Source organism: Deinococcus aquaticus (assembly GCF_028622095.1).
GTDB classification, from domain to species: Bacteria; Deinococcota; Deinococci; order Deinococcales; family Deinococcaceae; genus Deinococcus; species Deinococcus aquaticus.
Genome location: NZ_CP115165.1, coordinates 521,424 through 540,854 on the forward strand (window position 1 = coordinate 521,424; position 19,431 = coordinate 540,854).

A 19,431-nucleotide genomic window follows, 5' to 3' on the forward strand; every position below is an offset into this window, starting at 1 on the left:
CGGCGGCGCGGCACGTCACGCTGCCCGGTGACCCATGGACCCCATCCTGATCCTGCTGATTCTGTTCGTTGCCGCGCTGGTGCTGTTCGCCACCGAGTGGCTCCCGGTGGACGTGACCGCGCTGGGCCTGCTCTCGGCGCTGCTGCTGCTGGGCCTGCTCAAGCCCAGGGAGGCCTTCGCGGGTTTCGGGAGCGACACGGTCCTGACCCTGGCCTCACTGTTCATCCTGACGCGGGTGCTGCTGCGCGCCGGGGTGATCGAGTGGATCGGCGTGACCCTGGCCCGCCGTTCCAGGAACGCCACGGCCACGCTGCGCGCCCTGCTGGGCACCGTGGCGGGCGTCAGCGCCTTTACCAGCAACACCGCCACGACCGCCGTGTTCCTGCCGGTCGTGGCGGGCATGTCCCGCCGCGCCGGGATTCCCGCCAGCCGCGCGCTGATGCCCCTGGCGTTCGCCAGCATCCTGGGCGGCACGGTCACCGTGATCGGCACGAGTACCAACCTGGTGGTGTCGGGCGCGCTGCCCGGCGCGGGCCAGAAACCACTGGGTTTCTTCGAGCTGGCCTGGGTGGGGTTGCCGGTCGCGGTGGTTGGCCTGGCGTACCTGTTCTTCATCGCGCCGCGCCTGCTGCCCGCCCGTGACGCTCAACTGGAAGAGTCGTTGCGGGCGTACCTCGCGGACCTGACGGTCGTGGCGGGCAGTCCGCTGGCCGGGCAGACCCTGCGGGAAACCGGACTGGGCCGCGATCACGGCCTGACCGTGGTGGCCGTGCGGCGCGGCGAACAGGCCACGCAGTACGGCCCGGGACCGGACTTCCGGGTGCAGGAGGGCGACACCCTGACCGTCGAGGGGCCCACCGAGCGCATCCTGGCCGGCAAGAGCACGCTGGGCGTGATCAGCAAGAGCGAGCAGAAACTCGGGCAGGACGAGGGCGGCGCGGTGCGGCTGGTCGAGGCGGTCGTCATGCCCGGCTCGCCACTGCTGGGCCGCACCCTGAAAGAAGCGCGGTTCCGCGAGCGGTACGGGGCGTCCGTGCTGGCCCTGCACCGCCGCGCGCGGAACGTCGAGCGGCTGGGCCGCCTGCGCATTCAGGTGGGCGACGTGCTGATGGTGCAGGGCGGCGCGGACCGCATCGATTCGCTGGGCGAGCATCTGGTCGTCCTGGGCGACCTGACCGAGCGGCAGCGGGACCTGCGCCGCGCGCCCCTGGCCCTGCTGCTGTTCGGCGGGGCCGTGATCCTGGGCGGGCTGGGCGTCGTGCCGCTGGCCGTGGCGGTGGTCGTGGCGGTCGCCCTGAGCCTGATGTTCCGCCTGATCACGCCCGAGGAAGCGTACGGGTCGGTGGAGTGGCCGGTGATCATTCTGGTGGCGTGCATGCTGGCCTTCGGCACGGCCTTCGAGGACAGCGGCGCGGCCCGAGCGCTGACCGGCGCGCTGGCCGGCGTGCTGGAACCGCTGGGACCGTACGGACTGCTGGGCGCGCTGTTCCTGGTGACGGTGCTGCTGACGCAGCCCATGAGTAATCAGGCGGCGGCGCTGGTCATGCTGCCGCTGGCCATCGGGACGGCCAAGGCGCTGGGGTACGACCCGCGGCCCTTCATCATCGGGATCACGGTGGCGGCCAGTAACTCGTTCATCACGCCGCTGGAACCGTCGTGCATGCTGGTGTACGGGCCGGGGCGGTACACCTTCATGGATTTCGTGCGGGTCGGGTCAGGCCTGACGGTCGTGACCTTCGTGGTGGCCCTGCTGATTATTCCGCGCGTCTGGCCGTTCTGACGGCGCCGCGCTGACACTCCCGCGCACTAGGCGGAGGCGGAGAGGTTGACCCCGTCCGCCCCCGTGCTGTGCGTGCGCCTCTGTACGGCACCGGCCCACGCTGCCCCGGTTGAACCTGACGCCGGGGTCTCTGCTGCGGTTCAGATGAACAGCGGCGCGTCGGGGTCGTCGGGCAGGGGGCGGCCCTTGCGGGCCATCAGCGCGGCCGTGGTGCCGATCCCGATGATCGCGCCCAGGGCTACCACGATCAGTGCCCAGGTCATCAGGACGTGCGATTGGTCAGGATTGCGGTCTGAAACCATGCACGCAGCATATCAGCCCCGCGCGGCACGCGGTCCGGCCGGGTCCGGGGGGCCTGAACGCCGGGCCGCCTCTATCCCCGGTCGGTGGCTGCCGGTGGGGTGCGCGGTTCGCTGGTCGGGGTGGTGGGGGTGGTGGGGGCGGGCGTGCGGGGCAGGCGGCTCCAGAGCGCGGCGATGGCCACGGCGCCCAGCGCGGCCAGGGTGATCAGGCCCAGGCGCGGCCCGAGCGGGCCGGTGCGGCTGATCAGGCTGCTGGCGATCAGGGCGCCGGGGGGGCCCATGCCGACCAGCACGAAGGAGTACAGGCTCATCACGCGGCCGCGCAGGGCGTCGGGGATGGTGAGTTGCACGCTGCTGTTCGCGCTGACCAGCAGGGTCAGCATCCCGAACCCGCAGGCGGCCAGGACCGGGAACGCCAGGGCCGGGCCGGGCGTGAAGGCCAGGGCCACGGCGCTGAGGGTCAGGATGACCGCCCCGATCCGCAGGTTCCGCAGCGGGTTGGGGCGGCTGGCCTGCCACAGCGCGCCGGCCATCGCGCCGATGCCGAACGCGGCGGACAGCGCGCCGAAGGTGGCCTCGCGCGCGTCAAACACCACGCGGGCGTAGTAGGGGATGATCACGTTGAAGTTGATGGTGGTCAGGCTGAGCGCGCCGACCAGCAGCATGACGTTGCGCACGGCGGGCGTGCCGCGCACGTAGCGCAGGCCCTCGCGGACGTCCTCGGCCATGCTGCCGCGCGGGCCAGCGTCGCGGGCCGGGAAGGGCAGCGTGGCGATCACGTACAGCACCACGAAGAACGACGCGACGTTCAGGTAGAACGGCAGGGCCAGCCGCGAGATGTCCCCGGCGTTCCCGCCGGCCAGCAGGGTCACGCCCAGCGCGGCGATCACGCCGAACAGCGCCTGCCCGACCGTGCGGCTCACGTTGAACGACAGGCTGTTCAGGGCCACGGCGTTCGGCACGTCACTTCTGGGCACGAAGTCCACGACCATGCTCTGCCGGGCAGGCATGTCGAAGGCGTTCGCGCAGCCCGACAGGAACGCGATGACCATCACCAGCGGCAGCGTGACCACGCCCAGGTGGGTGGTGACGGCCAGCGCGGTGGCGGTCAGGAGCAACGTGACCTGGGTGAGCAGCAGCACCCGGCGGCGCGGCACGCGGTCGATCACGGCCCCGGCGAACAGCGAGAGCAGCAGGCTGGGCATGAACTGCGCGGCCGTCACCCAGCCCAGGGCGCTGCTGCTGCCGCCCGAGAGTTCCAGCACGAGGTACTGCTGCGCGGTGGCCTGCATCCACGAGCCGGTCAGGGACAGCAGCTGCGAGAACCAGTAACGGCGGTAGTTGGGGTGGCGCAGGGCGCTGAAGGTCCGGGCGCGCCACGCCTGGGCGCGGGTGATCACACGGGTCACCATACGCCCGCTGCCGCGCGCCGCACGGCCGGCGTGCCCTCCGGCGGCCACCCCAGCGGGACACGGGCCGGGCCAGGTTGAGGCGAAGGTGGGGGCGCGGGGGCATTGGCAGGGGCCGGGGCGGCGTGTTACGGTGCGCTGATCAAGTTCGCTTCATGCTCACTTCACGGTTCACGCCTCAAGGTTGACGGTGGTTCCGCCCGGCCGTTTCAGGCCACCCGCCTCCCTCGCCCCTGTCCTTCCGGCCCCTGCGAGTCCTGACCCATGCCTTCCCTGCCAGTCCACCACCCCGCCCGCCACGTGCGCCGCACCTCGCTGAGCGCGCTGCTGTCGGTGCTGCTGGGGGCCTCGGTGGCCGCCGCGCAGGGCAACCCGCCGTCAGCAGGCCCGCTGCCGGGCAGTCCGGGTGCGCCCGCCACTTCCCAGCCCGCGCCCTTCCCGGCGGACCTGCGCGGCCTGGGCAGCGTGACGGTGCAGCCGGGCGACACGGCCTTCAGTCTGGCGCGCCGGGCGGGCCTCAGCGTGGAAACCCTGCTGACCCTGAACGGCCTGGGCACCCCGGATCTGCGGGTCGGGCAGGTGCTCCGGCTGCGGACCGAGCCGCCAGCCGCGCCGCTTCACCGCGTGCAGTCCGGCGAGACGCTGTACGCCCTGGCGCGCCGCTACGGCGTCAGTGTGGACGCCCTGCTGGCCGGGAACGACCTGCCGCCCGGCACCGTCCTGAAGGTCGGGCAGGTGCTGCGGCTACCGGCCGGCGCGCACGATCAGGGCGCGCTGCCTTCCCCGCTGCCGGCACCGGCCGCCGCGCCCCTGCCGGCCGGTGTGGGCGGCTCGCCGTTCCTGCCGGGCGTCCCGCCGCAGGTCGCGCCAGTCCTGCACCCCGCCCAGGAGATGCCGCGCGTGCAGAGGGACGGGCCGCCCGACCCGGCCAGCACCCAGGGAACGCTGGCGGGACCGCCCGCGCGCGACTGGCGCGAGGCGGCGATGACCCTGCTGGGAACCCCCTACCGCTTCGGGGGCGAAACGCCAGGCGGAACGGATTGCAGCGGCTTCGTGCGGCTGGTCTTCACGCCGCTGGGCGTGAATCTGCCGCGCGTCAGCGCCGATCAGGCGCAGGCGGGGCGGCCGGTCGCGGACCGTGACCTGCTCCCTGGCGACCTGCTGTTCTTCGACACGGAAGGTCAGGGGCGCGTGTCGCACGTGGGCATCTACCTGGGCGGCGACGAGTTCGTCAGTGCCAACAGTTACCAGGGGAGGGTCAGCGTGGACCGCCTGCACAGCGACCGGTACTGGGGCCCCCGCTACCTGTGGGCGCGGCGCGTCCTGGAAGGCCCGGCCGCCCTGGCCCGCTAGGACGGTCGCGCGGGGCGTTCAGCTGTCGGTCAGTTCGTCGGTGTCCAGAATGGCCCGGTACTGTTCGAGGTTCTCACCCTCACCCAGTTCCCGCGCGATCTTCTCGATGGCCAGGCGCACGACTTCACTCTTGCTGATCAGTCGTTCCGGGCTGGACAGTTCATAGGCCGTGCGGGTCAGCAGGGCGTCCTGTTCGTCGCTGATGACCACCTGCAGGCGTTTACGTTCCTTCTTGGGCATGCCTCTCCTGAAAGGGACCTCGCCTGAGTCTGGTCTGGCAGGCCGTGGGCGGGGTCGTCCGGGCAGCGTAGCACGGCACCTGAGTGCCCTCAACATGAAGCTGACCTGAGTGTGATCCTCTTCAGACGCCCCTGCGCCGGTGCGGCTCATCCCCCGGCGCGCGGCAGCCTGTATGGTCAGTCTGGACACACCGTGAGCACGATGTGTAACATGCACCTGTGCCGCGCCGAGCCGGACGGTGACGTTCCTGGCCTCCGCGCGCCCTACCCCAGCTGACCCCGTGAGCCTCCTCACGAAAGGAAGAATCCCATGCAACTGACCCCACTGCACGTCCAGGGCGGCCGCCAACTGAGCGGAGAAATCACCGTTCAACACAGCAAGAATGCCGCGCTGCCCATCATCGTGGCCAGCCTCCTGAGCAGTGAAAAGGTCACCCTGCACGGCATTCCGCGCCTCAGTGACGTCAGCACCATCCTGGACCTGCTGGCCCACATCGGCACGCAGCACGCCTGGGTGGGCGAGAACAGCCTCGAACTGCACACCCCCGAGATCCTGAACACCGACGCGCCCTACGCACTGGTCAGCAAGATGCGCGCCAGCTTCATCGTCATGGGCCCCATCCTGGCCCGCGCCGGGCACGCGACCGTCTCCATGCCCGGCGGCTGCGCCTGGGGACCCCGCCCCGTCGACCAGCACGTCAAGGCCCTGCGCGCCCTGGGAGCCCAGGTCAGCGAGGACGGCGGCAACTTCGAAGCGACCCGCCAGGGCAGCCTGAACGGACAGTTCATCTTCGAACTGCTGACCGTGGGCGGCACGCACAACGCCGTCCTGGCCAGCGTGCTCGGTGACGGCGTGGTCACGCTGGAGAACGCCAGCATCGACACCGACGTGGTCGACATGATCGAGTTCCTGAACAGCCTCGGGGCCGACATTCAGGGCGCTGGAACGAACACCATCACCGTGCGCGGCGTCAGCGCCCTGCGCGGCGGCACGTATACCGTCATTCCCGACCGTATCGAGGCCGGCACGTTCATGATGCTGGCCGCCGCCACCCGCAGCCGCCTGATCCTGAACAACGTACGCCCCGACCACCTGCGCGCCGTGACCGGCAAGTTGCAGGAAATGGGCGTGGACATCCTCGAGGACGGCACCCGCATGATCGTGGACGCCACGAACCGCGAACTGAGCCCCGTGAACCTGACCACCCAGAGCTACCCCGGCTTCCCCACCGACCTGCAACCCCAGATGAGCGCCCTGCTGGCCACCGTTGCCGGCACCAGCGTCGTGCAGGACCCCGTGTACCCGGACCGCCTGACGCACGTGGCCGAACTGAGCCGCATGGGCGCCAACATCACCGTCAGCGGCTACACCCAGGTCATTCAGGGCGGCCCACTGCACGCCGCGCCCGTCAAGGCCGCCGACCTGCGCGCCGGGGCCGCGCTGTTCATCGCGGGCCTCACCTGCGAGGGCGACACCATCATCGACGGCGTGCAGTACCTGAACCGCGGCTACGAACGCCTCGCCGAGCGCCTGCGCGGCATCGGCGGGAACGTCACCCAGAACGACCAGAGCCTCGCGCTCGCCATGGACTGAACCGCCCCGCCGGAGCACGCCCCACCACCTGACCGTGGCGGGGCGTGTTTCATGGCAGTGGCCTGAACTCCACGTCCGGAATCCGTCTCACGGCAGTTTTCAGCTCTGCTCGATTCAGAGATGTTGAGCATGTCCCTCAACGCCTCTGAATTCTCCTGTCAGACCTCGCCGCCCCAGTCCGTGCCGTGCGCGCGCCACGCGGCCTCGATGTGCGTCAGGACGTCCAGTGGCAGCGGGCCTTCCTGCACGACGCGGACGTTGCGTTCCAGGTTCTCGATGCTGGCGGTGCCCACGATGGCGCTGTGCACGCCCGGCGCGTAGGCGCTGAAGCGCAGCGCGAACTGCGTCCAGTCCAGTCCGGCGGCCTCGCGCACGCCGTTCAGGTCGAGCAGGCCCAGCCGCTCCCAGTACGTTTCGGCGTAGTCACCGGCCGGACGCTGCACGAAGCGCCACGCGGCGTTCGCGATGGGCCGCTTGGCGATCACGCCCAGCCCTGCGTCGTGCGCGGTAGGCAGCACCTGATGCCGGCTCCACTGATCGGCGAGGTTGACGCTGGTTTCCAGGCTGCCGAAGCGGCCGGACTGCGCGGCCCAGGCCAGGGCCTCGTTCTCGCCGCTGTACGCCGCCACGCGAATCAGGCCAGCGGCGCGGGCGTCGTCCAGTGCGCCCAGCAGGTCCTCGCGGCGCAGCGTGTCGGGCGGGCAGGAGTGCAGGTGGAAGATGTCGATCCAGTCGCAGCGCAGCCGCGTCAGGGCCTGCTCGATGCCCAGGCGGATCGCCTGCGGTGTCCAGTCGTCGGCGCCGTCCGCGCCGTATCCGCCCTTGCTGCTGAGGATGAACTCGTGCCGCCGGTACGACAGGTGCCGCCCGATGCGTTCCTCGCTGAGGCCGTAGCCGCGCGCCGTGTCGATCAGGGTCACGCCCCGGTCCACCGCGCGGTTCAGCAGCGTGCCCACGTGCTCCTCGGTCAGCGCCGCGTCCCCGATCTGCCCGGCCCCCAGGCCCAGCGCCGAGACGCGCAGGCCGGTCGTTCCAAAGTCCCGTTGCTCCATGCCCGGCATTCTGCACCTGCCAGCGTCAGGGGACGCTCAGTTCCGCCCGGCCTTCCTCCTGCGCGCGGAACTGCAATTCGTACAGGTCGCGGTACAGGCCGCCCTGCGCGATCAGTTGCGCGTGGGGGCCGTCCTCGACAACGCGGCCCGCATCGATCACCACGATCCGGTCCGCGTTGCGGATGGTGCTCAGGCGGTGCGCGATCACGAAGGTGGTGCGGCCCTGCATGAGGCGTTCCAGCGCGGCCTGCACGAGGGCTTCGGATTCGTTGTCGAGGGCGCTGGTGGCCTCGTCGAGGATGAGGATGCGGGGGTCTTTCAGGATGGCGCGGGCGATGGCGACCCGCTGGCGTTGCCCGCCGCTGAGTTTCACGCCGCGTTCCCCGACGACCGTGTCGTACCCGTGCGGGAAGGCGCTGATGAACTCGTGGGCGTTCGCGGCGCGGGCGGCGGCCTCGACCTCGTCGGGACGCGCGCCGGGGCGGCCGTACAGGATGTTCTCGCGGATGCTGCCGCTGAACAGCAGCGTCTCCTGCGGCACGAGGCCCACCTGGGCGCGCAGGTCCGCCAGGGCGTAGTCGCGCACGTCCCGGCCGTCAACGCGCAGGGTGCCGCCCGTGACGTCCCAGAAGCGCGGGATGAGGTTCACCAGGGTGGTCTTCCCCGCCCCGCTCGGCCCGACCAGGGCGACGACCTGCCCGGCGGGCACGTCCAACGTGACGTCGCGCAGCACGGCGGCCCGCGCCCCCTCCGTCTGATCGCCGTCGTACGTGAAGGACACGCCGTCGAACGACACGCGGCCCTCGGCGCGGGCCAGCGGGGCGGGCTGCGCGGGCTGCGGCAGGTCGCTGCGTTCGTCCAGCAGTTCGAAGATGCGGCCCGACGCGCCCAGCGCCTCCTGGAACTGGTTGAACACGCCGGTCAGCGCGACGACCGTGCCGCCCACCTGAAGCGCGTAGAACAGGAACGTCACGAGGTTCCCCGGCGTGAGGCTGCCCGCCATGACCAGCCGCCCCCCGTACCACAGCACCACGGCCAGCGCGCCGAAGGTCAGGAAGCTCATCACGCCCGCCATGAGCGCCTGCAGGCGGGCGCGTTTCAGCGCGGCCAGGAAGCTCTGCGTGACGCCCTGCCCGTAGCGGCCCTCCTCCAGGCTTTCGGCGGTGAAGCTCTGCACGACCCGCACGCCGCTGATGGCCTCCTCGGCGCTGGCGTTCGCGCCCGCCACGGCGTCCTGCACCTCGCGGCTCACGCGGCGGATCCGCCGCCCGATCGTCACGGCCGTCCCGATCACCAGCGGAATGACCGCCAGGGTCAGCAGGCTCAGGCGCGGACTGGTCGTCACGAGCAGCACCACCGCGCCCACCAGACTCACGGACTGCGCCGCCAGCTGCGCCAGCGCCGTGCTCGTCACCGTCTGCACGGTACCCACATCCGACGTGAGGCGGCTGGTCAGGTCCCCGGTCTTGTGCTCCCCGAAGAAGCGCGGCGAGAGCGTCAGCAGGTGCGAGAACACCGCCCGGCGCAGGTCCGCCACCACGCCCGCCCCCACCCGCGACAGCAGGAACGACTGCGCCGCCCCGAACAGCGCCGACAGCGCGAAGATGCCCAGCAGCGCCACCACCGTCCGGTCCAGCTGCGACGTGTCCGTGGACCCGACCTTCAGGAACGACGCGTCAATCAACCGCCCGAAGAGCGCCGGGAACACCAGATTCAACCCACTGGAGATCAGCGTCGCCACCACACCCACCGCGAACACCCACTGGTACGGCCGCGCGAACGCCAGCAGGCGCACCAGCTGACGCGGATCCCGCTTCACGCGCGGAGCATCCGGACTCAAAGGAACTGCAGGGCGGCCAGGACGGGAGAACATACCCACAGCGTACGCGGGATGAGGAGTGCCCTGTCGGGAGAAGGGAGTGGGAAGGGCAACACAGCTGCTTCGCAGGACCCCTCAGTCAGCTGCGCTGACAGCTCCCCTCAAGGGGAGCCAAGAACACCGCTTTTGCAGAAGCTAAAAAAGTCGAACCTTCTGGCTCGCACCAAGAACTCCTGCCCCGCAACCGTCGTGGCAACCAAGCCCGTCGTGCGCGCAGCGCGCGGGGCGAACGCGGCGAAATCGGAGGATGGCGTGTGCGGCGTGGCCGTCCCCGCCCCACACCCACCGACCAAGCACGCGAAATACCTGCCCAGTGCCAACGAAAGCCCCCCCTGCCCCCCTGGGGTAGGGGGCTGGGGGGTGGGGAACCTTACAGCAATCAGCCAATCAGGCCAGAGCCGTTTCCGGAGCCGTGTACGGCAGCTCGAAGGCGTCTGCCACGCCCTGGTAGGTCAGTTTGCCCTGGTGGGTGTTCAGGCCGAGCATGAGCGCGGGGTTGCGGTGCAGGGCGCTGGGGCCGTGGTCGGCGAGCAGCAGGGCGTACGGGAGGGTCTGGTTGGTGAGGGCGAAGGTGCTGGTGCGGGGGACGGCGCCGGGCATGTTGGCGACGCCGTAGTGGATGACGCCGTCGACGACATAGGTGGGGTCGTCGTGGGTGGTGGCGTGGATGGTTTCGACGCAGCCGCCCTGGTCGACGGCGACGTCGACGATGACGCTGCCTTCGGGCATGAGTTTCAGCATGTCGCGGGTGACGAGGTGGGGGGCTTTGGCGCCGGGGATGAGGACGCCGCCGATGAGGAGGTCGGTGGTGGGGAGCAGGTCGCGGATGTTGGCTTCGCTGCTCATCATGGTGGTGATCTTGCCGAAGAAGACGTCGTCGAGGTACGCGAGGCGGCGCTGTGACACGTCGAGGATGGTGACCTTGGCGCCGAGGCCCATGGCCATCTTGGCGGCGTTGGTGCCCACCACGCCGCCGCCGATGATGGTGACGTGGCCGGGTTGCACGCCGGGGACGCCGCCGAGGAGGACGCCGCGTCCGCCGACGGGTTTCTGCAGGTGGTACGCGCCGGCCTGGACGCTGAGGCGGCCCGCGACCTCGCTCATGGGGGTCAGCAGGGGGAGGCTGCCGTCGTCGAGTTGCACGGTTTCGTAGGCGACGCCGGTGGTGCCCGCCGCGAGCAGCGCGTCGGTGAGGGGGCGGTCGGCGGCGAGGTGCAGGTACGTGAACAGCAGCAGGTCGGGGCGCAGGTAGTGGTACTCGCTCTGGATGGGTTCCTTGACCTTCACGACCATCTGCGCGGCCCAGGCTTCGTCGGCACTTCCCAGGGTGGCGCCGGCGTTGACGTAATCCTGATCGGCGATGCCGCTGCCGAGGCCGGCGCCCTGCTGGACGGTGACGGTGTGGCCGCGCCGGACGAGGGTGGCGACGCCGCCGGGGGTGAGGGCGACGCGGTTTTCCTTGACCTTGATTTCTTTGGGGAGTCCGATGTGCATGGGTGTGACCTCGTTGTCCGTGCAGGTGTCTCCTGCCGGTGGTGTGCTGCTTCTTGTGACGCAAGATTAACAGTTGGCGACGCAATCAGGATTGCCCGCACGTGCCCTTTTGGGGCCGTACCCCGCAACCGGGTTGCGTAGCTTTGCTAGAATGCGCTCCATCATGTCTCAGAATATTCTCGATGCGCTGGACCGGCAGATTCTCGGCATCCTTCAGCGGGACGCCCGCATTCCGAACACGGAACTCGCCGACGAGATCGGCCTGACGCCCGCCCCGACGCTGCGCCGCGTGCGCCGCCTGGAGGAGGAAGGCGTGATTCAGCGGTACGTGGCGCTGCTGGACCCGAAGCTGGTGGGCCGGGAGTTGATGGTGATCGTGCGCGTCACGCTGGACAAGCAGACCAAGGCAGGCTTCGAGGAGTTCGCACACAAGATGCAGGAGCGCCCGGAGGTGCTGGAGTGCTTCCTGTGCCTGGGGGACATCGATTACCTGCTCAAGGTGTGCGTGCCGGACCTGGACGCGTACCAGCATTTCCTGGTGAACACCCTGGCTGCCATTCCCGGCGTGCGGAACACGGCGAGCACCATCGTGGTCAAGCAGGAGAAGCACACGACCAGCCTCCCGCTGGAGTGACGGAAACCGGGGCGGGGTGCCGTCTTCAGGACGATCTCATGGGCGTTATGGAACACTGCGGGTATGCCCTTTCATTCCCTGAACGGTCGTTCCCTGACCTGCGCGGCGCTGCTGGGTGCCGTCCTGTCCGCCTGCGCGCCTGCCGCCACCCGCGCCGCCGTGCCCGTCACGGCTCCGGCCACGCCTCAGACCGCTGCGCCCGCGCCGGCCCCCGCCGCACCTGTGGTGTCGTTCGAGGCCATGCCGTTCCTGTCGGACGCCCCGGTGCGCAGCTTCCAGGCTGCGCCGCCCATGACCATCGACCCGGCCCGCCGGTACCGCGCGATCCTGAAAACCTCGCAGGGTGAGGTGACGCTGGACCTGAACGCCAAGGCGTCCCCGGTCGCCGTGAACAACTTCGTGTTCCTGGCCCGCAACCACTTCTATGACGGCACGCGCTTTCACCGGGTGATCGACGGGTTCATGGCGCAGGGCGGCGATCCGTTCAGCGCGGACCTCGCCAAGCAGGGCGTGTGGGGGACCGGCACGCCCGGGTACAACTTCAGCGCCGAGATCATGAACGGCCTGCGTTTCGACCGGGCCGGGGTGCTGGGCATGGCCCGCTCGCAGAGCCTGAGTTCGCAGGGCAGTCAGTTCTTCATCACGGTCGCCCCGGCGGACTTCCTGAGCGGGCAGTACACGGTGTTCGGGCAGGTGCTGGCCGGTCAGGACGTGCTGGATAAACTGAACCGCACGTACTCGGGCAGCGGTCCCATTCCGGGCGCGGTGGCCGAGGCACTGATCAGCGTGCAGATTCTCCAGTCCCGCTGATCCGGGCACCTGAACCGTGGGGGGCGTGGTCGGCGCGCGGCTATCGTGCGCGTCCGCACCCTCTGCCCGGCGGGGCGCTCTACACTGGGGGGATGCGTTCACGTCCCCTCCTTTCTCCTGTGCTTCCGCTTGTGGCCGCCGGTGTGGCGGCGTGGTACCTGCGCCGCGTATACCGGTTCCGCGACCCGGTGCGGTTGCCGCAGGCCGGGCCAGGCGACGCCCTGAGCCCGGCCGACGGGACCGTGAGCTTCGTGCGGCGCGTGCAGGCCGGGCAGGTGGAGCAGGTGCGTGTGCCGGACCTGCTGAACGGACCGGACGCGAGTGGACCGGGTGCGGGCGACGGGTGGCTGATCGGGGTGTTCGTGGGGCCGCTGGACGTGCATTACGCGTACCAGCCGGTATCGGGAGCCGTGACGCACGTGGCGCGGCGGGACGCGGCGGCGGGCAACGTGCCGCTGGCCGGGGCGGGCGCGGCGCTGGGATTCCTGGCCGGGCGCGCGGCGGACCTGCTGGTCACGCGCGGCGCGCTGGAGAACGCCCGCCTGAGCAGCGTGACGGCCACGCCTTTCGGTGACGTGACCCTGACGCTGGTCGCGCCGGGCCGGGGCCTGCGCGGCGTGAGTTACCAGCGAGAAGGGGACGAGGGCCGCGCGGGCTTCAAGGCGGCATTCATGCAGGAGGGCGGGCTGGCGCTGCTGCACCTGCCCGCCGCGTTCACGCCGTCCGTGGGAGTGGGTGACCGGGTGACGGGCGCGCAGACTGTGGTCGCCTCGGCCCGCAACTGAACAGGGCCGCAGGTCCGGCCGCGCGGCATGCCGCCTCCAGCTCTGCCTCCGACTCTTTTTCACTTCACGCCTTTACTCTTCACGCCCGGTTGAACCGCAGGGAGGAACACCGCCGTTGACGCAGGACCGACACACAACCCAGCCGGAAGGTCAGGCGGAACGAGCTGCGCAGCGCACGGGCGAACGGCTGGTTGCCGAGCGCCGCGTGCGGGCCGTCGCGCAGGCCGGCGGGTACGGCACGGAGTTCGCGTGGGCCGGGAGCGTCCCGACTTTCGTGACCTTCGAGCGTGGCGTGACCGAAGCGCAGACTGACACGCGCGCCGGCGTGACCGTGGAACGCTACCCCTTCGAGAAGCTGGAGGCGTGGCGGGACTGGGAGAGGGCGCGCACCGAGGCCCCACTGGCGCTGCTGGCGACCAGCCGCGTGACGTACGACCCGACCGGCGGGTACGGCCGCATTCAGCGGACCCTGTGGACCCTCAGTGACGCGCAGCGGGCCGCGCACCGCGCCGACCTGCTGAATCAGGCGGCCGGGCAGTTGCAGGCCGCGCGGGCCGCGCACACCGGCCCCGGCCACGGCGTGCAGGAACAACTGCTGGCCCTGGCCGACGCGCGCAGCGCAGCGCTGAACCTGCTGTACCCGGCCCTGCTGACGTGGCTGCACCTGTGGCCGGAATTCGAGATTCGCCTGCCGCACGCGTGGCGGGCCTCGGCGGGCCTGCGCTTCCCGAAAGCCGTGTACCGCCTGGAAGCCCTGTACGGTTTCGGCGGCGAGGAGGAAGCCCGCCGGGTGCTGCTGGCCACGCGCGGGCTGGGGCTGGTCGAGCAGGAACGCCGCGCCCGCGCCGCCTTCCAGGCCGGGTACTACGACGGCGCCGTGCGGTACCTGCGGGACGAGGCGGCCCGCACGCACCGCGCCGATCTGAGCGGCTGGATGCACCTCACGCCCGCCCGCCGCGAGAAGCTGGGCACGCTGCTGGGCGTGACGCGCGCGCCGCTGGGTCCGGCCGCGCTGAGCCTCGCGCAGGAGCTGCTGGAAGCAGTCCGCGAAGGCGAGTAGAGGGGTTAATGGAGGATGGTTGATGGATGACCCCTCACCACACAGAGCAGGGCGAGCCGATCCACTGGCTCGCCCTGCTCTGCGTGCTGGGGTTACGCGCTGGGCGTGTCGGTGTCGAGCACCTTGCCGGTGCGGACGGTGACGGTGCGTTTCTGCGCGGCCTCGCTGCGGGGGACCCTGAGGGTCAGGGTGCCGTGTTCCAGGTCGGCCTCGACGCGGCTCAGGTCGTAGCGGGCGGGGATGTTGAAGGTGCGGGCCAGGGTGCCGTGGGCGCGTTCGACGCGGTGAGCGGTGCGGCCTTCCTGGCGGGCGTAGGGGCGGGTGGCCTGCACGGTCAGGGTGTGGTTCTCAGCTTCGATCTGCAGGGTATCGGGGGTGACGCCGGGCAGGTCCAGCGTGAGTTCCAGGCCGTGGTCGTCCTCGTGAACGTCGACGGGCGGGGCGTAGCGGGCCGGGGCGCTGGCGGTCTGGCCGAAGGCGCGGTCCATGCGCTGGGCGAGTTCTTCAATGTCGCGGAAGGGGTCGAATCGCATCATGTGGGTTCCTCCTGGGGACTGGAAGCGCACGCACCATACAGAACATCTGAGTGCCTTGCGCTCAACTTCATTCATAGTAAAACCTGAGTGCCATCATGTCAAGTTTGATGCGCCCTGAATCCGCCCTCCGGACTGGACACCCCTCCCCCGCCCCATGACACGCCCGCGCGCGCGGTGTTACACTTCGTCAGGCCGCGCACGGCACCCGTCTGCCCGCGCCCCCGCAATCCCAACCCAATTCGTCCTTTCCCGGCAGTCCCGTGAGGCTGCACCCGCCCCGTGAGGCAGGAGAAGGAGCACCATGTCCACACCCACGCACCGTCAGCCCAAGCTGAACGGCCCTTTTTTTATGGACCCCCGTTCCACGCACCCCGTCCCGGTGAGCGCATGACACCCAAGGCCATCATCCTCACGCCCGACGAGGTCCGCCGCGCCCTGACCCGCATCGCGCACGAGATCATCGAACGCAACAAGGGCGCCGAGAACCTCGCCCTGATCGGCGTGCACACGCGCGGCATCCCCCTGGCCCGGCGCCTTGCCGAGAAACTCAGCTCCCTGGAGGGCGTGGACGTGCCCACCGGCATGCTGGACATCACCCTGTACCGCGACGACCTCAGTGAAGTCGCGCAGCAGCCCATCATCCGCGAGACGCAGGTGCCGTTCGACCTGCGCGACCGCCGCGTGATCCTGGTGGACGACGTGCTGTACACCGGCCGCACCGTCCGCGCCGCGCTGGACGCCCTGATCGACCTCGGCCGCCCCGCCGGGATTCAGCTGGCCGTGCTGGTCGACCGGGGGCACCGCGAACTGCCCATCCGCGCGGACTACGTGGGCAAGAACCTCCCCACCGCCGCCACCGAGGTCGTGAAGGTCAAGTTGCAGGAAACCGACGACGTGGACAGCGTGGAACTCTGGGACATGGAGGCGCTGCGATGACGCCCGCCCCCATGAACAGCCCCGCCAGCATGGGCAGCCACCCCCGCCACCTGCTGGACTTTCAGGACTGGACGCCCGAACGCCTGACCGCCATTCTCGACAACGCCGACACCATGCTCCAGGTACTCGACCGGCCCGTGAAGAAAGTCCCGGCCCTGCAGGGCCTGACCGTGTGCAACGCGTTCTTCGAGAACAGCACCCGCACCCGCACCAGCTTCGAACTGGCCGCCCGCCGCATGAGCGCCGACGTCCTGACCTTTGCCGCCGGGGCCAGCAGCGTCAGCAAGGGCGAATCCCTGCGCGACACCATGGAAGTCCTGACCTCGTACAAGGTCGACGCGTACATCGTGCGCCACCACGCCGCCGGAGCCGCGCACCTCGTCGCGCGCTACAGCGGCAAGCCCGTCATCAACGCCGGGGACGGCCGCCGCGCCCACCCCACCCAGGCGCTCCTCGACGCGTACACCATCCGCCAGGAGTACGGCAGCCTGGAAGGCAAGACGGTCGCCATCATCGGCGACATCCGCCACAGCCGCGTGGCCCGCAGCAACGCCGAACTGCTACCCAAACTCGGCGCGAAGGTCGTCCTGTGCGGTCCCGCCCCGCTGCTGCCCGCCGGTCTGGGCGCGCTGCCCGGCGTGACCCTCACCACCGACCCCCGCGAGGCCGTGCGCGGCGCCCACGCCGTCATGGCCCTGCGCCTGCAACGCGAACGCATGAGCGGCGGCTTCCTGGGCAGCCTTCAGGAGTACGCCGACACCTACCAGGTGAACGAAACCCTGATGCAGGAAGCCGAGAGCGGGGCGGTCGTCCTGCACCCCGGCCCCATGAACCGCGACCTGGAAATCAGCGGTGACACAGCCGACGGCCCGCGCAGTCGCATTCTGAAACAGGTCGAGAACGGGCAGGCCATCCGCATGAGCGTCCTGTACCACCTGCTGGTCGGACGGAACTGAAGGGCGAGGGGACAAGCATGATCACGATTACGAACATCAAGCGCGTCGGGTCGGACAAGACCGAGAGCGTCACCATTGAGGGCGGCCTGATCAAGGGCTGGAACCTGCCTGAAGAAGGTCAGGTCATCGACGGGCAGGGCGGCACGGTCGCGCCCGCGCTGATCGAGCTGCACGCGCACCTGCGCGAGCCGGGGCAGACGGAGAAGGAAGACCTCGCCAGCGGTCTGGCGGCGGCAGCGGCGGGCGGGTACGGCACGGTGGTGAGCATGCCGAACACCAGTCCGGTCGTGGACGACCCCGCCATCGTGCGGAGCCTGATCGAGAAGGCGGCGGGCCTGGGCTTTGCGCGGCTGCGTCCGGCGGCGGCGCTGACGAAGGGCCAGAAGGGCGAGGAACTGGCCGAACTGACCTACCTGAAAGAGGCGGGCGCGGCCATGTTCACGGATGACGGGCGCACGAACGAGAACGCCCGCACGCTGCGCCTGGGCCTGGAGACGGCCGGGAGCCTGGGCATGGTGATCAGCGTGCACGCCGAGGACGCCAGCCTGCGCGCGGACGGCGTGATGAACGAGGGGCCGGTCAGTGAGGCGCTGGGCCTGCCGGGAAACCCGGCCTCGGCCGAGGCGGCGCGTGTGGCGCGGGATATCGAGATCGTGGCGGGCCTGCACGCGCAGGGCGTGCCCGCGCGGCTGCACATTCAGCACCTGAGCACGGCGCGCGCGCTGGACTTGGTGCGGGCCGCGAAGGCGCAGGGTCTGCCCGTGACCTGCGAGGTCTGCCCGCACCACCTGACCCTGACGGACGAGGCGCTGCGGAGCTTCGACGCGATCTTCAAGGTCGCGCCGCCCCTGCGCACGCAGGCGGACGCCGATCACCTGCTGGAGGGTCTGCGGGACGGGAGCGTGGACTGCCTAGCGACGGATCATGCGCCGCACACCCGCGCGGAGAAGGAACGCGACCTGCTGGACGCACCCAGCGGCATCGCGTACATCGAACTGGCGTTCCCGCTGATGTACACCCGCTTTGGCGAGACGCTGGGCCTGGACCGCATTCTGGATCTGATGACCGCCGCGCCCGCCCGCGTGATGGGCTGGGCGGAACCCACCCTGGACGCCGGGCAGAAGGCCGATCTGGTCGTGCTGGACCTGAGCACCGAACGCCCCGTGAATCCCGCCGATTTTAAGAGCAAGGCGAAATTCACCCCCTGGGCCGGGGAAACGCTGAAAGGCTGGCCCGTGCTGACCGTCGTGGACGGCCGGGTCGCGTACCAGCGGTAACGGGCACACGGCTGGCCGGGCGCGGAGAGATTGCCTCCGCGCCCGGCTGCCGTTCAGCGGTCCAGGCGGAAGATACGCAGGTCGTCGTTCTCCTCGCCCTGAATCAGGTCCGTGAGGAGGCGGGCGGCCTGCACGCTGTACGTGATGCCGTTCCCGCCGTACCCGAGCGCAAACAGCAGGCGGTCGCCCTTCTGCCGGGGGCCGATGTACGCGAGGCCGTCCTTGGTCTCGCCGAAGGTGCCGGCCCACGCGAAGGCCGTCTCGGCCTGCAGGTGCGGCAGGAGCTTGCCGAGTTTGCGTTCCAGTCGGCGTTGCTTGCCGGGCAGGGCGCGTTCGCGGCGGGCGGGGTTGTGGTGGTCGTCGTCCTCGCCGCCGATCACGACGCGGCCGTCCTGCGTGGTGCGGGCGTACAGGTACGGGCGGGCCGTTTCCCAGATCAGGCAGCCGGTGGGCCACAGTTCCCCGTCGGTCTGCTCGATGGGCTCCGAGGCGAGGGCGTAGGAGTTCTTGAGGATGGCGAGGCGCCGGCCGAGGAACTTCTCGGCCTCGTACCCGGTGGCGACCACGACCCAGCGGGCCTGGATCTTTGCGTCCCGGTCGGTGTGCGCCGTGAAGTCGCCCCTGCGTTCGTCAAGGCGCGTGACCTGCGTGCGGTCGTACACCCGCGCCCCCCGCCCCTGTGCCCGCTGAAGCAGGTGCTGCGCGAGGCGGTACGGGTCGACCTCACCGCCGTCCGGGCTGAACAGCGCGGCGGGCGCGGTGATCCCGAAGCGGGCCTTCAGGGTGCGGGCGTCCAGGTGTTCCACGTTCAGTCCGGCGCGGGTGCGGGCGGCGTGCTCCTGCGCGAGCATGCGGGCGTCCCGACGGTTACTGGCGTAGTACAGACTGCCGCGCTCGCGGAAGCCGCAGTCGTCGGGCAGTTCGGCCGTCAGGTCGCGGACCATCCCGATAGCCTCGCGGCACAGGTGGTAGGCACGCTCGGCGTCGGCCTGCCCGGTCATGGGGATCAGGTCCATGAGGTTCGTGTCGATCTCGTACTGGAGCAGGGCGGTGCTGGCGCTGGTGCTGCCGAACGCCACGTCGCGCAGGTCGGTCACGACGACGTCCAGCCCGGCGGCACTCAGGCGGTCGGCGAGCAGCGCGCCCGTGATGCCCGCCCCGATGACCAGCACGTCGGCCGTCTCATCGGCGCTCAGGGGAGGATAGGTGTGCATGAGGCCGTTCGTGAGAGGCCAGAAGGCGCGTCCGCTGCGGAGATCCATACCCCTGATTCTGCGGAGGCGGGGCGGGGCGCGGGTGGGCGCGAGGCTACGGTTCTGCGCGGGGGACGTTCAG

At 70.4% G+C, this 19,431-nt stretch carries 18 protein-coding genes; 10 read left to right on the forward strand and 8 right to left on the reverse strand.

Annotated elements, in window-relative coordinates; all coding sequences use genetic code 11:
• Positions 1-34 precede the first annotated feature (34 nt).
• Positions 35-1,780, forward strand: a complete 1,746-nt coding sequence (locus tag M8445_RS02585; RefSeq protein ID WP_273989436.1) for an SLC13 family permease — start codon at positions 35-37, stop codon at positions 1,778-1,780.
• Positions 1,781-1,920: 140 nt separating this feature from the next.
• Here M8445_RS02585 and M8445_RS02590 read toward each other — a convergent pair whose 3' ends face one another.
• Both M8445_RS02590 and M8445_RS02595 read right to left on the reverse strand, forming a co-directional pair.
• Positions 1,921-2,082 carry a hypothetical protein gene (locus M8445_RS02590; protein WP_189064298.1) on the reverse strand — a complete coding sequence of 54 codons (162 nt, stop codon included), beginning with the start codon at positions 2,080-2,082 and terminating at the stop codon, positions 1,921-1,923.
• A 71-nt stretch (positions 2,083-2,153) separates the two neighbouring features.
• Positions 2,154-3,482, reverse strand: coding sequence for an MFS transporter (locus M8445_RS02595; protein ID WP_273989439.1), 1,329 nt, complete (start codon positions 3,480-3,482; stop codon positions 2,154-2,156).
• Positions 3,483-3,755: 273 nt separating this feature from the next.
• On the opposite strand from M8445_RS02595, the gene M8445_RS02600 reads away from it, so the two are divergent.
• Positions 3,756-4,844 (forward strand): C40 family peptidase, encoded by a 1,089-nt coding sequence (locus M8445_RS02600; RefSeq protein WP_273989441.1) that lies wholly within the window; start codon positions 3,756-3,758, stop codon positions 4,842-4,844.
• Positions 4,845-4,862: 18 nt separating this feature from the next.
• On the opposite strand, the gene M8445_RS02605 is transcribed toward M8445_RS02600, so the two are convergent.
• Positions 4,863-5,084, reverse strand: a complete 222-nt coding sequence (locus M8445_RS02605; RefSeq protein WP_273989442.1) for a transcriptional regulator — start codon at positions 5,082-5,084, stop codon at positions 4,863-4,865.
• 309 nt (positions 5,085-5,393) lie between these two features.
• Between M8445_RS02605 and murA the strand changes: the two genes are divergently transcribed.
• Positions 5,394-6,677, forward strand: a complete 1,284-nt coding sequence (gene murA, locus M8445_RS02610; RefSeq protein WP_273989444.1) for a UDP-N-acetylglucosamine 1-carboxyvinyltransferase — start codon at positions 5,394-5,396, stop codon at positions 6,675-6,677.
• Positions 6,678-6,835: 158 nt separating this feature from the next.
• Here murA and M8445_RS02615 read toward each other — a convergent pair whose 3' ends face one another.
• The 3 genes from M8445_RS02615 to ald all read right to left on the reverse strand — a co-directional run bounded on the left by M8445_RS02615 (position 6,836) and on the right by ald (position 11,102).
• Entirely contained in the window at positions 6,836-7,729 is an 894-nt protein-coding gene (locus M8445_RS02615) for an aldo/keto reductase (protein WP_273989445.1), read from the reverse strand.
• Between the two features lie 25 nt (positions 7,730-7,754).
• A complete protein-coding gene (locus M8445_RS02620; RefSeq protein WP_273989446.1) occupies positions 7,755-9,602 on the reverse strand; it encodes an ABC transporter ATP-binding protein in 1,848 nt (615 codons plus the stop codon).
• Positions 9,603-9,995: 393 nt separating this feature from the next.
• Positions 9,996-11,102: an alanine dehydrogenase gene (gene ald / locus M8445_RS02625; RefSeq protein ID WP_088247026.1), complete on the reverse strand. Its 1,107-nt coding sequence runs from the start codon at positions 11,100-11,102 to the stop codon at positions 9,996-9,998.
• 163 nt (positions 11,103-11,265) lie between these two features.
• On the opposite strand from ald, the gene M8445_RS02630 reads away from it, so the two are divergent.
• From M8445_RS02630 to M8445_RS02645, 4 genes are all read left to right on the forward strand, one after another.
• Positions 11,266-11,736, forward strand: coding sequence for an Lrp/AsnC family transcriptional regulator (locus M8445_RS02630; RefSeq protein WP_273989449.1), 471 nt, complete (start codon positions 11,266-11,268; stop codon positions 11,734-11,736).
• A 63-nt stretch (positions 11,737-11,799) separates the two neighbouring features.
• Positions 11,800-12,546, forward strand: a complete 747-nt coding sequence (locus M8445_RS02635) for a peptidylprolyl isomerase (protein WP_273989450.1) — start codon at positions 11,800-11,802, stop codon at positions 12,544-12,546.
• Positions 12,547-12,638: 92 nt separating this feature from the next.
• Positions 12,639-13,331, forward strand: coding sequence for a phosphatidylserine decarboxylase (locus tag M8445_RS02640; protein ID WP_273989452.1), 693 nt, complete (start codon positions 12,639-12,641; stop codon positions 13,329-13,331).
• Between the two features lie 115 nt (positions 13,332-13,446).
• Positions 13,447-14,391, forward strand: coding sequence for a hypothetical protein (locus M8445_RS02645; protein WP_273989453.1), 945 nt, complete (start codon positions 13,447-13,449; stop codon positions 14,389-14,391).
• 92 nt (positions 14,392-14,483) lie between these two features.
• Here the strand turns inward: M8445_RS02645 and M8445_RS02650 are convergent, their stop codons facing one another.
• Entirely contained in the window at positions 14,484-14,927 is a 444-nt protein-coding gene (locus M8445_RS02650; protein WP_273989455.1) for an Hsp20/alpha crystallin family protein, read from the reverse strand.
• A 387-nt stretch (positions 14,928-15,314) separates the two neighbouring features.
• Between M8445_RS02650 and pyrR the strand changes: the two genes are divergently transcribed.
• The 3 genes from pyrR to M8445_RS02665 are packed head-to-tail and all read left to right on the forward strand — an operon-like array spanning position 15,315 to position 18,096.
• Positions 15,315-15,863: a bifunctional pyr operon transcriptional regulator/uracil phosphoribosyltransferase PyrR gene (pyrR, locus tag M8445_RS02655; RefSeq protein WP_273989456.1), complete on the forward strand. Its 549-nt coding sequence runs from the start codon at positions 15,315-15,317 to the stop codon at positions 15,861-15,863.
• Positions 15,864-15,892: 29 nt separating this feature from the next.
• Positions 15,893-16,819 (forward strand): aspartate carbamoyltransferase catalytic subunit, encoded by a 927-nt coding sequence (locus M8445_RS02660; RefSeq protein ID WP_380091522.1) that lies wholly within the window; start codon positions 15,893-15,895, stop codon positions 16,817-16,819.
• 17 nt (positions 16,820-16,836) lie between these two features.
• Positions 16,837-18,096, forward strand: coding sequence for a dihydroorotase (locus M8445_RS02665; RefSeq protein ID WP_273989457.1), 1,260 nt, complete (start codon positions 16,837-16,839; stop codon positions 18,094-18,096).
• 53 nt (positions 18,097-18,149) lie between these two features.
• Here the strand turns inward: M8445_RS02665 and M8445_RS02670 are convergent, their stop codons facing one another.
• Positions 18,150-19,358 (reverse strand): NAD(P)/FAD-dependent oxidoreductase, encoded by a 1,209-nt coding sequence (locus tag M8445_RS02670; RefSeq protein ID WP_273989458.1) that lies wholly within the window; start codon positions 19,356-19,358, stop codon positions 18,150-18,152.
• Positions 19,359-19,431 lie beyond the last annotated feature (73 nt).